The sequence below is a fragment of the Leptospira barantonii genome (genome assembly GCF_002811925.1).
GTDB classification, from domain to species: Bacteria; Spirochaetota; Leptospiria; order Leptospirales; family Leptospiraceae; genus Leptospira; species Leptospira barantonii.
On sequence record NZ_NPDS01000005.1, the window covers coordinates 104713 to 119282 of the forward strand.

Consider the following 14570-nt stretch of genomic DNA (forward strand, 5'->3'; position numbering starts at 1 on the left):
CGATCAGACTGAAACGCCTTCTCTCTTTAGATCGCGTTTCATAAGGTCTTTCACAACTTCTTTCGGATTCTTACCTTCGTAAAGCATTTTATAAACTTCGTTTGTGATCGCCATTTCGATTCCTAACTTTTGAGAAAGTTCGTACGCGCTTTGTGTGGTCTTCACTCCTTCCGCGACTTCGTTCATGCTGGAAAGAATTTGTTCCAGAGTTTCTCCCTTGCCTAAACGAAAACCTACGGTACGATTTCTGGATTGTTCTCCGCAACAAGTGAGAATCAAATCTCCCATACCGGATGGTCCGAGAAACGTCATCGGATCCGCGCCCAACTTCAAACCGATCTTCGTGATTTCGTTGAGTCCTCTTGTGATCAAAGCCGCTCTTGTATTTTGTCCGAAACCCAATCCGTCGCTGACTCCTGCCGCAAGCGCGATCACGTTCTTCAACGAACCTCCTACTTCCACTCCGACCACGTCCGGGGTCCAATAGGTTCTAAAATATAAGAAACTGAATATTTCCTGAACCTTACGCGCGGTCGCTTCGTTCTTCGATGCGATGCTTACGATCGTGGGTACTTTTTGTATGATTTCTTTTGCGAAGGAAGGTCCCGATAAATACGAAAGATACGCGTGATACTTTCCGGGAAGCTCCGATTCGAAAATTTCGGAAACAAGTCGAAGGGTTCCGTTTTCGATCCCCTTACTCGCCGAAACGATGGGAACTTTTTCGGGAAGATAACCTTTGATCTCCCTTAAAATATCGGTAAGCGCGTGAGAAGGCGGAGAAGATACGATCATATCCTTTCCCTCGACGACTGTTCTTAGATCCTTGCTCGCCGTTAACTTTTCGGGAAGGGTGAAATTGGGAAGATGTTTGTTATTGATGTGATCGCGGTTGATACTTTCAACCTGAGAATCGTTTCTACACCAGAGAGTAACGTCGTATCCCTTGTCCGCAAGAAGACTTCCTAAAGCGGTTCCAAAACTTCCCGATCCGATCACTCCGATTTTCATGAAAGCTCCTCAATGACAGGTTAAGTCGAAAAAAATTCTTTCGTAAATCGAATCCGAAAGATCATTCCCGACTTGGAATCAATAATTTAGTTTACTCTTCTTTACCCGCAAACTATTTTTGATCTCCCATGCTCAATTTGAGGAAACTCATAGGCTTCAATCCTTTGGATATTTTACTCGGACACTCGTCCGAAAAGGAAAGCCAGAAGAGCAATTATAAAATCACTCTCAAACTCCATTCTCTGAATAAAATTCTGAAGAAAAAAATCTCCGAGTCGGACGACGCTCTCGAATCCCTTGAGTTCGATTCCGGCAACGGGGTTTTGATTTTAACCGGACATTTCTCTATTCAAGGTTTGTTTTGGTCCCGTCTTTTAAAAACGGATTTCGTCGATTACAACGTTAGCCTCACTCCGGTTCGAGTGATTCAAAATCAGGTTCGTCTTCAAATTCAATCCTTCCGTTTGTTCAGTCACACTCCGAGAAAGTTGGATCCGATCCGTATTTTTTCGAAAATATTCCAGTTTCACAGAAGATATATTTTGGAAACCATCGTTGAGGAAATTCCGGAAATTCTTCGTCTAACAGGAATTCGAAACGTAATCACGGTGAACATGGATTATTTTCTTTCGGAGATCCCCGATCTCGCCGGAAAAATTATGATTCAAAAGGTGATTCCCGAAAAAGGAAACGTGTTCTTGTTCGTAAAATCCGGAACGATTCTCAAACCGCTTCTCGATTTTTTCGGTCCGGAATACATTCGAATCGAACCGATTTCGGAAAATCAGGATTCCCTTCTTCTTCTCTGGAGAGACTAATCTTTAGAAAGGTTGGACATTCCGTAACGCGTTTCTAAATTGAGTGTAGAGCTTCCCTTTTTTATAATAAGGGTGTATCACAAAAGAGACGGTAACGTTCCGGGTCGATTGAAATGAAGATCATCTATCTGACTGATATCCATGACGGTCTGAGAGGCTTGAAGGAAATTCTTCAGCAAACCACGGCGGACCTATATCTCTTTTCCGGCGACATCATCTACAAAGCTTTTTTCAGCACCGATCGTATTATAGAATTCTGTACTATCCAAGAAGAGATGTATCGCATCTCCAAGGATCAGAAAGAAGAAATCAACGCGTATGATTATGCGACAAGGGCAATTCGTTTTCCCGAAAAATACGGCGCCGATATAGTAGAAAAATCTAAAGAATACAGAACACTCTTTCATCAAGCCGCAAAGACGATGAAAGAAAAATACGAACTCATAGAAATCATCATTCAAAAATATTCTCGCGCGCCCGTGAGAGTTCTTCCGGGTAACTACGACATCGATCTTCAATACAGCGCCTTATACGAAAGGGACATTCATAGAAAAACATTCGAACAAGACGGTTATAAGTTCGCGGGTTACGGAGGAGCTCCGATCGTAACTTCGGGAATTCCCGAAAAGTTGGCCGTTAAGTTTCACGAATACAATCGAAACGGAAAAAGTTACAGCGAACCCGAAGACTTTTTCAAGGAAGAACAACCGGACGTCGTAGTGATTCACAATCCTCCTTACGGTTTTTTGGATAAGATTCCGAACTACGGAAACGTGGGTTCTCAGGGAATCAGAAGATATTTGGACGATTATCATCCGGCTCTCGTCGTTTCGGGACATGTTCACGAAGACCAGGGAATCGTCAAAAAAGGAAAAACCGTTTTCCTCAATCCTTCCAACTTCGGAGCCGTGGATTCGGTGTTCGGGTTTCAACCCGGAGGGTTCTTCTCGGAAATATTTTTAGAAAATGGGCTTGTAGAAACCGTAAAATTGAATAGACTGGTGGACCACAAAATTCGCCTCTTAATGAACGTGGATTGCAGAGGAAACGTTCCTTGTGTGACGTTCGTAAGTCAAGATTCGGAGGTGTCAGCGGAAGATTTTGTGAGAATCTAACCATGACAATCTCAGGTTTTAAAAACAATCCCACCATCCAAAAGTTCACCGGATTAAAAAGATATTTCCGGTCCCACGAAACTAAAATTTCCAGAGAAAGAATCGAAGACTTCAAAAAATTCTCCAGGCTTATCAATTTCGGAGGAGATGTAGTCGCGTTCGACATCTTGGGGTCGCTTAATTTCGGTCAGGCGACCGCGGAATCGGATACGGATATTGTGATGTACACTCAATGCGAAAATTCAAAAATGGGCGAGTGTGGAATGGAGAATTGTTATAAAATCTCCCTATTCAAACATTTGTTTATGAATCTCGTAACCTACGAACACAATACGGACGCGTATAAACTCGAGATCGTGGATTGTATCAATCTCAATCAACTCGAACAGGATATCAAAGACGGACAAACGGATTCCGAATTGGTGATACGATTTTGTTTTTATCGATCGATCTGCAGAGGAGTGAACCGTAAACTCTTGAGAAAATACGAACAACAGATCGCGTCCAACATTTCTTTGAGTCAATCCTTGGAACAATCGATCGAAAATTGTTTCGACGGAATCGTTCAAACTTCTCAACATACGTATTCGTTTCATAAGTATTCACATCGATTGCAGGACAAGGGCATCGGTCTTCCTTCCACGATGGCCGCAAAAATTAAGGACTATCTGAAACAATGACCGGATTTTTAACCGTTATGCTCTGCTTGGGAGTGGCCGCGGTTTTTTTTCATCTTCTTTACTCGGTCGATACGAAACGGATCGATAAGGCCGAAAAAAAACGCGACGCGGCAAACGGCGTATCGAAAGAATACGGAGATCCTAAAAAAGTTTACGGTAAGAATTGGGATCCGAATCTTCCCAAACCGAGAATTTGTCCCGTCTGCGGAAAATACTTGCAAAAAACGGAATATTTATACGCCGTTATAGCCGAACCTCCTTCTCCGGGTATCAAACGACACGCGAGAATTTACGGATGCAGATATTGTTATCTCGGTTTGAACGAAGAAAATCCGGCGGAAAATCAGGATCAAACACAAGCGGTAAACACGGATTCGGAATGGATTCCAACTGAAGTCAAGGATGAAGAACTCGGTCTCTAAAACGGAAAATACGAACGGAAATAGCGGACTTCTTTCACCGGTAACTGTGATCAAAGGAGTCGGCCCGGCCAAGGCCGGAGCCCTCGCGTCCATTGGCATTCATACTCTTCAGGACCTTTTGAATTTTTTTCCAAGAAGATACTTGGATCGCAATCTTACGGACAATGTCCTATTAAAAACGGGCGAAACCGTGACTCTGATCGTGGAAGTGGTGGACGCGTATCTCGCACACGGAAAAAAATCAAGGCTCGTAGTCGGCGCAAAAACAAGAAACAACGAAAGAATTTCGATCGTATTCTTTCGGGGCGTGAATTTCTTTCAAAGAATTTTCCAACCCGGGACCACGTTAGTCGCCACTGGAAAACTCGAATATTTCCGTGGTTTTCAACTCATTCATCCGGACTACGAGATTCTTACGAGCGCTATCAAACCGACTTACAACGTTTCTACAACTTCCTCAAAAACCGGCGGAAACAAAAAAGAAACTCAAGAACCCGAAGAGGAACTGGCCGAACTTCCAGAAATGATTCACGCGGGAAGAATCATTCCCTTGTATCCTTCGGGTGAAGCCTTAAAATCCGAAGGTCTCGATTCGAGGGGATTTCGAAAAATTCTTTACTTGGCCTTGGAAAAACTCAAAGGAAAAATTCCAGAAATTCTTCCGAGCGAAATCGTAAAACGAAGAGGTTTGGTTCAACGGGAAGAATCGTATCAGGAGATACACTTTCCTACCGACGAAACTTCTCTTGAAAACGCGAGATATAGACTCAAATACGAAGAATTATTTTATTTTAATCTTCTCATAGAACACAAAAAGAAGGAAAGAGAAAAGATCAAACGGGTTCTCTGGCCCTTACCCGAATCACAAACCGCCGCGACGGTTCGCAAAAATCTTCCCTTTCAACTTACCGAAGATCAGGAATCCGCGATCCAAAAGATCAAGGATCTCACAAAAAAGGAACAACCCGTCGCGGCTCTGATTCAAGGAGACGTCGGTTCCGGAAAAACGTTAGTCGCTCTTTTGACGGCGCTTCGTTATATGGACAATCAAATCCAGGTTTGTATGGTTGCGCCGACCGAAATTCTCGCGAGACAACATTACCAAACCATTCTTAACTTTTTAGGAAACATGCCCTTTCTGGGAATCGAACTTCTCGTAGGAAAGGAACCTAAAAAGAATCGATACGAAAAACTCTATCGAATCAAAAAGGGAGACGCGTTATTCGTCATTGGAACACACAGCGTTTTCCAAGAGGACGTCGTATTTTCCGAGCTCGGTCTTGTGATCATAGACGAACAACACAAGTTCGGAGTTGATCAAAGGGAAGCTCTTCGATCCAAAGGAAAGAATCCGGACATTCTCGCGATGACTGCGACTCCGATTCCGAGAACTCTTTGTCTTACTCTTTACGGCGACTTGGATCTATTGACGATCAAGTCAAAACCGAAGGGAAGAATGCCGATCCAGACAAAATGGTTTCAAGAGGATCGAAGAGAAGGCGTTTATAAATCCATCAGCAAATACGTTTCCTCCGGAAGACAATGTTATATCGTTTATCCTTTGGTGGAAGAATCCGAAAAGGTGGATCTCAAATCCTGTATCGAAGCTTACGAACAACTCAAACACGAAATATTTCCGAACTTCGAGGTGGGACTCGTTCACGGAAAGATGGAAACCGAAGAAAAAGATCGGGTGATGAAAGAATTTTCCAAAAACAGAATTCAGATTCTTGTGTCGACGACCGTGATCGAAGTCGGGATCGACGTACCAAATTCCACCGTGATGGTGATCGAACACGCGGATCGTTTCGGAATTTCCCAACTGCATCAGTTGAGAGGGCGAGTGGGTCGAGGCGATCAGGAAAGTTTTTGTATTCTTATGACCGATTCCAAAGTAACCGAAGACGCAAGGGTCAGACTCGATGCGATGGTAAATCTTTCGGACGGATTCGCGTTATCCGAAATCGATCTTCAACTGCGCGGACCGGGCGAGTTGATGGGAGTGCGTCAGAGCGGTCTTCCCGATTTTAGAATCGCGGATCTAAGAGAAGATTCCAAGTTGATAGAACTTACGAGAGAGGACGCGGCCTTATTCGGAAATCCAGGAGATTTGGAAAAGGAAGAGATTCGAGGAAGATTCAGCGAAGGAAGATTGTTGTTTTCGAATTGATCGGACGATTTAGAATTCGCCTTGTCGCTTAACAATTCTTTTGCGATTGAATTCGCACGATTTCGTTTTAACAGAAGGCGAACCGAAGCCCGCCCGCCGCGTCGAAACGATTAGTAAACGTACCAGAGAACGTATTCTCTCGGTTCCAAGTTACAAGTGAAACCGCCGATATCGATCGTTGCGATGTTGATGATCAGAGCGGAATTCGCACAATCATCCACGTCGACTTTTTTGTAGTAACGACCTTCGTCAACTTTCGCAAGTTGTGGAGAAATGACCGCGATGATCGCCGTGTTGTCCGGCGAAGCGATCGCTCCGATCAAAGCGCTGGTAAGAATTTGGTTTTTAGCTTCCTTGCCGGAAACGGTGTCAGGAATGGAAAGCCCGATCGAATCGAAAAGGTAACAATTTGTAAGCAACAGAAAAGGAATCAGGGACGTGATGAACCACTTTTTCATTGGAAAGATCTCCCTCAAATTTTTTTACTAAAATCCGCTTCCCGCTCGAGAAGTACAGTTCTTTTAAACAAAAGAATTCGAATTCGGAAAACCGAATTCACTAGATATATCCATTTCCACAATATTTCAATCTTTATTAGCGATTCTTAACGAAGAAGCGAATCCGATTTTGATCCCGGATTTTGCGGAATCGATCAGACAAAAACCATTGCAAGAGACTTGTAATCCTCCATTCTGACAACCAGATATGAAAAGCCTATTCTCCATCGTTTTACTTTTCTTTTTTCAAAACGCGATTTTTTCCCAAACGGGAAACGTTTCCGCGGAAGCGTATGTTCTCGGCGATTTTAAACAGGAAGCGATTCTTACCGCTTATTCCAATCCGGGAGAATCCAGGGTTCATTATTTAAGAAAGGACGTTTTGGAAAAACTTCTCGAGATGATACAAGCGTATCAAAGGGAAAACCCGGAAGAAAAACAAAAACCGTTTATCGTATCGGCGTTCCGATCCTTTAAGGATCAAAAAGGAATCTGGGAAGAAAAGTATTCCGGTAAAAGAAAGATGAGAGAACCCGTAAAAGGAAAAACTCCGCAGGAAATCATTGCCTTAATTTTAGAATTTTCAAGCGCGCCCGGAACCTCGAGACATCACTGGGGAACGGACCTAGATCTAAACGCATTAGAAAATTCTTATTTTGAAAAAGGCGGAAGAGGAGAAAAGTTTTACAACTGGATGAGCAAGAATGCGAAACGTTTCGGATTCTGCCAACCGTATTCTCCGAAAAGTTCCCGAGGAAACAAAGGATACAACGAAGAGAAATGGCATTGGTCTTATGCGCCGATCTCAAACAAACTTCAAGACGATTGGGTTCGATTCTATAAGGAAGGAAAGATACAGTTCAAAGACAAATTCTTAGGGGGAGAATTCTTACAAACCCTCCCCTTGGAATACGTGACTTCCATCAACCCGGAATGTAAATCGATCCGCTGACGTTCCTACGTTATGCGAAACATCAAGCAGAATGTTAAGCGAAATCGCTTACGCCGGATTCTGATAAACGTCCCACATCGTTTTTAAAAGAGTTTTCGCCTCGCTGTATTCGGGCGTCCACCGAAGCAATTTCTGAGCCATCGCGGAAGAAGCCAAAAGTTTCGCGGGGTCGCCCGCTCTTCTTCCTGAAATCTTATGAGGAATCGGTCTTCCCACCACTTCCTCGGCAAGACGAATGACTTCCAAAACGGAATATCCTTTTTCGGAACCTAGATTGACCGTAAGGGATTTTTTTTCAGCTTCCAAATATTCCAAACTCAACACATGAGCCTTTGCGAGATCGGTTACGTGGATGTAATCGCGTACACAACTTCCGTCCGGAGTATCGTAATCCGTTCCGAAAACTTCGAATTCTTTTCTCATTCCGGACGCGGCTTCCATGATGATCGGAAGAAGATTGGCCGGAGTTCTTTCCAAACCGCGCACTCTTCCCTGAGGATCGTAACCGGCCGCATTAAAATAACGTAATGCGGCAAACTTAAACCCTTTGAGTTGATCGAACCATTTCAGATTTTCTTCGACAGCGAGTTTCGTATAACCGTAATAATTTTCCGGATGAACCGGATGATTCTCGTCGATCGGGAGATATTCGGGAGAACCGTAAACCGCGGCGGAAGAGGAGAATATAAACTTCTTCGTTCCCGCTTTTTCCATAAAGGAAAGAAGTTTCAAAGTTCCGTTGACGTTGTTCAAAGCGTATTTGGAAGGATCGGTCATCGATTCGCCGGCGGCCTTCCAAGCGGCGAAATGAAACACCGCGTCGATCGGTTTTGAAAAGGCTTTTTCCAAAACGGAATCGTCCTGGATATTTCCCTGAATCAACTCGGGACCCGAAAAAAGATTGGCTTTGTTTCCCTTTTCGAGGTTGTCCACGATCACAAGTTCGTGTTTTTTTTCAAGAAGAAGGGCGACTACGTGACTTCCGATATATCCGGCGCCGCCCGTGATCAGTAATCTCACCTGTGATCCGTAACTCCCCGATCGCTATCTCTAAAGAATTTTATAATATACTTAACTTGATCGATCAGATTTCCAGAAGCTTCGAGTTCGTCCAGGGCTTTTTTCGTGGTCAATTTAGAATGATAGATGACCTTATACGCGTGTTTGATCGCGTTTCTTACGTCCGGAGAAAAACCCGCGCGTTTCATACCTACGCTGTTGAGTCCTACAACCGTACTCGGATTTCCGTCCACCGTGGAATATGGAGGAACGTCCTGAACCACCTTTGCAAGACCCGCGACCATAGAGTAGTCCCCGACGAAACAAAACTGATGAACCGCCGCAAGCCCGGAAATAAAAGAAAAATTTCCGAGAGTCACGTGACCCGCAAGAACACAACCGTGTGTAAGAATATTATTATTTCCGAGTATACAATCGTGACCGACGTGCGCGTTCCCCATAAAATAATTTTTATTTCCGATTACGGTGGGAGAATCTTCTTTCGTTCCCTTATGAATATTCGAATATTCGCGAAAAATATTATGATCGCCGATGATTGTTTTCGTCAGAAGCTGTTGATTGAATCCTAAATCCTGAGGCATCACACCGATCACGGCTCCCTGATGGAAACGATTGAATTTTCCGATTTCGGAACCCGCACAAATTTTTACGTGATTTTCAATTACCGTACCTTCTTGGATGGAAACATGTCCTTCGATAATAGAATAAGGACCGACCTCGACGGATTCGTGCAATTGGGCTCGAGAGTCGATAATCGCAGTCGGATGTATTTTCATTTAGACCTCACTTCGGTTCTAAAATACAAAAATCGACTCGGCTTTTTTATTCAAGCTTTTAAAGATGTCTTGAACATCCGTATAGTTTACTGAAAAGTAGCTTGTCTTAACCCGAAAAAAGGAAATATTTGGAGCGAGGTCACGAACATGCTTGTGGATTGGAACAGACTGGATTCTCTGAAGCAAGGAGACGATGAAGAGGAAGCCGCCTGGTTGAAGGAAATGGTGGAATCCCTTCTCACAAATATGGAAGTTCGAGTTAAGAACATCGTTCGTTTTACGGAAGAAAAAAAAGACGCGGATCTTCAAGCCGAACTTCATCAAACCAAAGGTGTTTCCGCTAACTTCGGTTTAGAGGATTTAAGATCCTTAGTCACCGAAGCCGAACATCTTTTAAAAAGCGCCGATTCCGGTTCTTGTTACGCTCTGAGTTTGAAAACTCCCGCGCTTTGGGAACAAACCCGCGACGAGCTCAAAAAAAAATTCGGAATCGTTTAACTTTTATTTCACGTTCATAATTCATTTTATCGTTGTTTTTCGTTTTAAAATCGAAATCGGTTTTCTTTTTCAAAAAGGGCTGAATTCCATTGGAAATATTTTCCGAATTCTTTTTTTAAACGGAGAATGGAATATCGAATCTTTTCCTTTAATTTTTAAAAAGGCAAGTATATGAAAAATCCGATTCTATTGTTTTGCATTTCGATTTTGTTCCTTCAATGCAGTATGGATACGAAGATCATCCGCGCCGTCAAAGAAAAGGACTTGAACAAAGTCCGTTCCCTAATCTCCCAAGGAGAGGATGTGAACGCGGTCGGAGAATGTTACAACGCTCTGAGCATCGCTGTGAACGATAAGAATATGGAATTGATCGAACTCCTTCTTTCCAAAGGTTCCAATCCAAATGTGCGCAATTACGAATGCTTTCGATCGATTCCTTATGTGGGAAGATTTCCGATCGGTCGAGATACGGCGTTGATCTATTCGGGAAATCTTGAAATCACCAAGGCATTGATCGGTGCGGGCGCAGATCCGAATATTTTGGATATCAACGGCTATTCTCCCCTGCAAAGGGCGGTCATAAACGGTTATACCGATATTGCAGAATATTTAATATTCAAAGGTGCGAATGTGAATTTGTTCGATAAGGACGGAAAAAACATTCATTTGAAGGCCGCGAATTCGATTCAAAAAAGCAAACCAAACGAATCCGAAAAATTGCTGAAGATTCTTACCGCGGCCAACGCAAAGGATTTCGATTTTGAATCCGCGAAAACCGATACGACGGTTCATGAAAGTTATTTTCATTCCGTTTGTAGATCTTCCACGAAGATGGGAAAAGAAATCGCCACTGCAGTAACAAATCGTCCGATTCAGTTTTCACCACAGACGTATTGCGCTAGCGAAAAGGCATTTTCTCATTACAGCGAATTCAACTGGGAAGACAATCAGCAAAACATGATGCACTGGTATATCAAACGATTGAAGGACACGAAGAAACCTGCGCCGACTACACCTTCACCTGCCGCCGCGCCTGCGGTTCCGTAGAATATTAGGGAAAGTAGGAGATTCTACAAAACTTCCGAAAACGAACTATTGCGGAGTTTTTTAAGAAGCGCAGTAGTTCCTACATTCTTTTATTCCGGAAATCAAACTGGCTCAGAGATTTTGTATGAGATCCTACAAAACTTCATTTTCACAATTAAACAATGACCCGATTCCAAAAAAATAAAAAAGGCGATCTCGAATTTTCAAGATCGCCTTCCCCGATTTGCCCCGCGTCATGCGGTGCTCGTTTTTACTTACCCGATTTTCGTTTCACGAAATAAGAATCCACGTCATCCGTAATCGGACGAATCGCTTCTTCGTATTTTAAGATGGATTGAACCGCTTTCTCATAGATACTCATCAAAAGAGCCTGAGCCGCGTCGCACATCTGCTCTTTTCTGAATTCTTCCACGTGAAGAGTTTCGGTGATCGAACCGTCCGGATTGAACGGAAGAGAAGCAAGAAGATTAGAAATCACGATCTTGTCGTCTCCCGCAACGTGAGAAGGATCGTAGATCACGGGAAGAATCGTTTGATTCTTTACATGAGTGATCACGTTCAAGTCCGGAGTGTTTCTACAGTAGCCTTCCTTGATAAAAAGAGTTTTAACCCCTCTTTCACAAAGAACTATATTCAAATTTCCTTGATTAGCGATGTATTCAGCGGCGGAAAACCATTCTACCGCTTCGTTTCCGAAACCGCGTTTGAGAATCACGGGCTTTCCCGTTCTTCCCACAGCTTCGAGGAGTTCGAAATCCTGCGCGTTTCTGGTTCCGATCTGAATCATATCGGCGTGTTTCGCGACTTCTTCCGCCATCGTATGATCCATCACTTCGGTTACGTAAGGAAGACCGGTTTCGGCCTTTACCTTATCCATCATCGCGATTCCTTCCCAACCGAGACCACGCCAGTCGGTAGGACGGGTGCGAGGTTTAAAAGCCCCGCCGCGAAAGATGATTCTATCTAAGATGTTGTATTTCTTTCCCATCTCGACGGCTTGTTTTGCGATCGTCAGAGTTTGTTCATACGTTTGTGGAGAATCCGGTCCAACGATAAAGATATGTTTTCCCGTTCCGAATTTACGAACCAGTCCGTCCGGACCTTTGACTTCTACGATTCTTGTTTCTCTGTGAACCACTTCTCCGTTTTTACCGGCCGCGGTTTTTGCGATGTTCTTATATGGAATGGACACGTTCCAGATTTTAGCAACCCCGGGGAGTTCTTTGACATAGCCTTCTTTTTCGGAAATATTGCGAGTATCGCCTATGAAATGAATCGTATCCGATACGGCCGCACCGCGGATGATTTCGGTTTGATTTCCGCATTCTTTTGCCAGTTCTTTAATTTTGCTCTCCGTATCCGGATGGCCTTTTTCTAACTCAACTATGTCCACACTTCACTCCAAACGGGATATTCTCCCTTAAGTTTACAACCTTCTATATTTCCGATTATCGTCAAGAATTCATCAGAAACTATGATCTTTCCCCGGAAACTCTCCGGATTTTACTTCCTTATTATAATTTCCGACCGCATCCTTTACGAAAGAATGTAGATTGGAAAACTTCTTCAGGAACTTGGGTTCAAAATTCGGATCCGACCCGAGCAGATCGTTCAAAACCAGTACTTGTCCGTCACAATCCGGCCCTGCTCCGATCCCGATGGTCGGAACTCCCGCCTCTTGACTCACTTTCTTTCCAAGCTCGGCGGGAATCATTTCCAAAACCATGGAAAACGCGCCCGACTCGGAAAGATTGATCGCCTCACGGAGAAGTTTCGCACCCGATTCTTCCCCTTTGCCCTGAACCCTGTGACCACCGAACACGTGAACGCTCTGCGGCGTTAAACCGAGATGTCCCATCACCGGAACTCCGATCTGCTTGAGAATGGTAACTAACTCGCAGATAAAATCCGATCCGCCTTCTATTTTGACTGCGTCGCAATCGGTTTCCTTCATCATTTTTCCGGCGGAACGAATTCCGTCCTCGATCGAGGTTTGATAACTGAGAAAAGGAAGATCCGCAACGATGAACTTGTCCGGCGCACCTCGACGGACCGCCTTGGTATGATAGATCATTTCTTCCAAGGTTACGGGCAAAGTGCTGGAGTTTCCTTGGAACACCATTCCCAGAGAATCTCCCACAAGAATAGAATCGATTTCGGTTTCGTTGAGAATTCTCGCAAAACTAAAATCGTAACACGTAACGACGGAAATTTTTTCTTTCCCCTTTTTCTCAGGAGAAAAAATCTTATGTACGTTTTTCATATTCGCCTCCCGTAAAATGCTCGTATAACGAACCTTCGTCGATCGATTCCAAAATTTCCCTAATAAAAGGACGAGTAAAGAGAGAATGATGCGGAAGATGCAGACCGCGAGTGTGCATCATTAGAATGTCGTAAGTGAGAATGTCGATGTCGATTTCTCTCGGACCTTTTTCGATTTCACGCACACGCCCCATTTCCTTTTCGATTCGAAGCGCGACTTCGAGCAATTCTTCCGGACTGAACGAAGTTTCGATTTTCAGAATTTGATTTAAGAAATCGGGTTGATCCGTAACTTCCAAAGCGATCGTGTTCATCGGTTCGGATTCTTTGATCACTTCGATTCCGATCGTGTTCTTGAGTTTACGCACGGCGATTTTCAAAAACTCGGCGCGGTTTCCGAGATTGGATCCTAAGGAAAGAAACGCTTCTTTCATCCTCTTCCTCCGGACTCGGAAAGTTTGAGACGATAGTCCGCACATTCCAAATGAATTTCCTGAGTCATCTCGCGAAGTCTGGAAAAAATTCTTCCTTCCGCTTTGTCCTTCCATTCCGCCGGAGATGTGTTCGAGGTAAGAATGGTGAGTTTTTCCTGTTCGTATCTCGCATCGATCAGATCGTATAATTTCGAGTTCGACCAATCGGATTCTTTCTGAACTCCGAAATCGTCTAACACCAGCACTTCGACTTCCGCAAAAAGAGTTTCAATCGTCTTCTCCATTCCGTGAGTTTCGGAATCTTTTTGATATGTTTCGCGTAACGTGTTCAAAAAGTCCCGGTTGATCTTCGCATATTTGCAATTCGTCTTATATCTAAAAATCAATTCGTTTAATATGATACAAGCGAGAAGGGTTTTTCCGGTTCCCGGTCCTCCCCAAAGATACAATCCCTGAGAATGGACGTTCGAATCCGCCCAACGATTGACGAGATCGTTCGCCCAGTCGTGAGCGATCGTAAAGGAAATTCCCACGTCGGCGCTGTGATCGGCTTGATCTAGGGTTCTATAACGGTATTTGGGAGGAATTCCAGATTTTTTGAATATAGTTTCCAAGTGCCCGAGTTCCATTCTCGCGTTGTGACAAACACAGGGAACCATCTTCCCCTGCGATTCGTCGTAAACCCTCCAGGGAGGTTTCCCCTGACAGGGACAATTCTCGGAAATGCAATGGCAAATGGATAAAACGCCGGAACTGGTTCCTGCAACATTCTCCGTAAGGGAGAATCCGACTCCCCCGCATTGCGGGCAATTGGGAGCGCCTTCTTGGACGGGTGTGTATTTCTTTAGAATCATACCGCTAATTCCAG

Annotated in this window: 16 protein-coding genes; 8 read left to right on the plus strand and 8 right to left on the minus strand. The window is 43.9% G+C overall.

Annotation, left to right across the window (positions count from 1 at the left end):
* Positions 1–3: 3 nt before the first annotated feature.
* Positions 4–1011, minus strand: coding sequence for an NAD(P)H-dependent glycerol-3-phosphate dehydrogenase (locus tag CH367_RS12275; RefSeq protein ID WP_100762809.1), 1008 nt, complete (start codon positions 1009–1011; stop codon positions 4–6).
* 128 nt (positions 1012–1139) lie between these two features.
* Between CH367_RS12275 and CH367_RS12280 the strand changes: the two genes are divergently transcribed.
* From CH367_RS12280 to recG, 5 genes are all read left to right on the plus strand, one after another.
* The gene (locus CH367_RS12280) at positions 1140–1829 is read left to right on the plus strand and encodes a hypothetical protein (RefSeq protein WP_100762810.1); all 690 of its coding nucleotides are present in this window, start codon (positions 1140–1142) and stop codon (positions 1827–1829) included.
* 113 nt (positions 1830–1942) lie between these two features.
* Positions 1943–2944 carry a metallophosphoesterase family protein gene (locus CH367_RS12285; protein WP_100762811.1) on the plus strand — a complete coding sequence of 334 codons (1002 nt, stop codon included), beginning with the start codon at positions 1943–1945 and terminating at the stop codon, positions 2942–2944.
* Between the two features lie 2 nt (positions 2945–2946).
* Positions 2947–3624 carry a hypothetical protein gene (locus CH367_RS12290; RefSeq protein ID WP_100762812.1) on the plus strand — a complete coding sequence of 226 codons (678 nt, stop codon included), beginning with the start codon at positions 2947–2949 and terminating at the stop codon, positions 3622–3624.
* Positions 3621–4046 (plus strand): hypothetical protein, encoded by a 426-nt coding sequence (locus CH367_RS12295; RefSeq protein WP_100762813.1) that lies wholly within the window; start codon positions 3621–3623, stop codon positions 4044–4046. Before CH367_RS12290 ends, CH367_RS12295 begins: the two co-directional genes overlap by 4 nt.
* Positions 4027–6216, plus strand: coding sequence for an ATP-dependent DNA helicase RecG (gene recG / locus CH367_RS12300; RefSeq protein ID WP_100762814.1), 2190 nt, complete (start codon positions 4027–4029; stop codon positions 6214–6216). The genes CH367_RS12295 and recG overlap by 20 nt, the downstream gene beginning before the upstream one ends.
* Positions 6217–6326: 110 nt before the next feature.
* On the opposite strand, the gene CH367_RS12305 is transcribed toward recG, so the two are convergent.
* Complete coding sequence (locus CH367_RS12305) at positions 6327–6674, minus strand: TIGR04452 family lipoprotein (RefSeq protein ID WP_100762815.1); 348 nt, start codon at positions 6672–6674, stop codon at positions 6327–6329.
* Positions 6675–6921: 247 nt separating this feature from the next.
* Between CH367_RS12305 and CH367_RS12310 the strand changes: the two genes are divergently transcribed.
* Positions 6922–7665 carry a M15 family metallopeptidase gene (locus CH367_RS12310; RefSeq protein ID WP_100762816.1) on the plus strand — a complete coding sequence of 248 codons (744 nt, stop codon included), beginning with the start codon at positions 6922–6924 and terminating at the stop codon, positions 7663–7665.
* Positions 7666–7713: 48 nt separating this feature from the next.
* On the opposite strand, the gene galE is transcribed toward CH367_RS12310, so the two are convergent.
* Both galE and lpxA read right to left on the minus strand, forming a co-directional pair.
* On the minus strand, positions 7714–8676 hold the full coding sequence (galE, locus tag CH367_RS12315) for a UDP-glucose 4-epimerase GalE (protein WP_208861998.1): 963 nt from the start codon (positions 8674–8676) through the stop codon (positions 7714–7716).
* Between the two features lie 5 nt (positions 8677–8681).
* Positions 8682–9461 (minus strand): acyl-ACP--UDP-N-acetylglucosamine O-acyltransferase, encoded by a 780-nt coding sequence (lpxA, locus tag CH367_RS12320; protein WP_100762818.1) that lies wholly within the window; start codon positions 9459–9461, stop codon positions 8682–8684.
* Positions 9462–9608: 147 nt separating this feature from the next.
* Between lpxA and CH367_RS12325 the strand changes: the two genes are divergently transcribed.
* Positions 9609–9959 carry an Hpt domain-containing protein gene (locus CH367_RS12325; RefSeq protein WP_100762819.1) on the plus strand — a complete coding sequence of 117 codons (351 nt, stop codon included), beginning with the start codon at positions 9609–9611 and terminating at the stop codon, positions 9957–9959.
* Positions 9960–10130: 171 nt separating this feature from the next.
* On the plus strand, positions 10131–11006 hold the full coding sequence (locus CH367_RS12330) for an ankyrin repeat domain-containing protein (RefSeq protein WP_100762820.1): 876 nt from the start codon (positions 10131–10133) through the stop codon (positions 11004–11006).
* A gap of 250 nt (positions 11007–11256) precedes the next feature.
* Here CH367_RS12330 and CH367_RS12335 read toward each other — a convergent pair whose 3' ends face one another.
* The 4 genes from CH367_RS12335 to zapE form a co-directional block, all read right to left on the minus strand.
* A complete protein-coding gene (locus tag CH367_RS12335; RefSeq protein ID WP_100762821.1) occupies positions 11257–12399 on the minus strand; it encodes an N-acetylneuraminate synthase family protein in 1143 nt (380 codons plus the stop codon).
* 72 nt (positions 12400–12471) lie between these two features.
* Positions 12472–13269: a 3-methyl-2-oxobutanoate hydroxymethyltransferase gene (gene panB / locus CH367_RS12340; RefSeq protein ID WP_100762822.1), complete on the minus strand. Its 798-nt coding sequence runs from the start codon at positions 13267–13269 to the stop codon at positions 12472–12474.
* On the minus strand, positions 13253–13702 hold the full coding sequence (gene folK, locus CH367_RS12345) for a 2-amino-4-hydroxy-6-hydroxymethyldihydropteridine diphosphokinase (RefSeq protein ID WP_100762823.1): 450 nt from the start codon (positions 13700–13702) through the stop codon (positions 13253–13255). Before folK ends, panB begins: the two co-directional genes overlap by 17 nt.
* Positions 13699–14556 (minus strand): AFG1/ZapE family ATPase, encoded by an 858-nt coding sequence (gene zapE, locus CH367_RS12350; RefSeq protein WP_100762824.1) that lies wholly within the window; start codon positions 14554–14556, stop codon positions 13699–13701. Before zapE ends, folK begins: the two co-directional genes overlap by 4 nt.
* Positions 14557–14570: the final 14 nt, after the last annotated feature.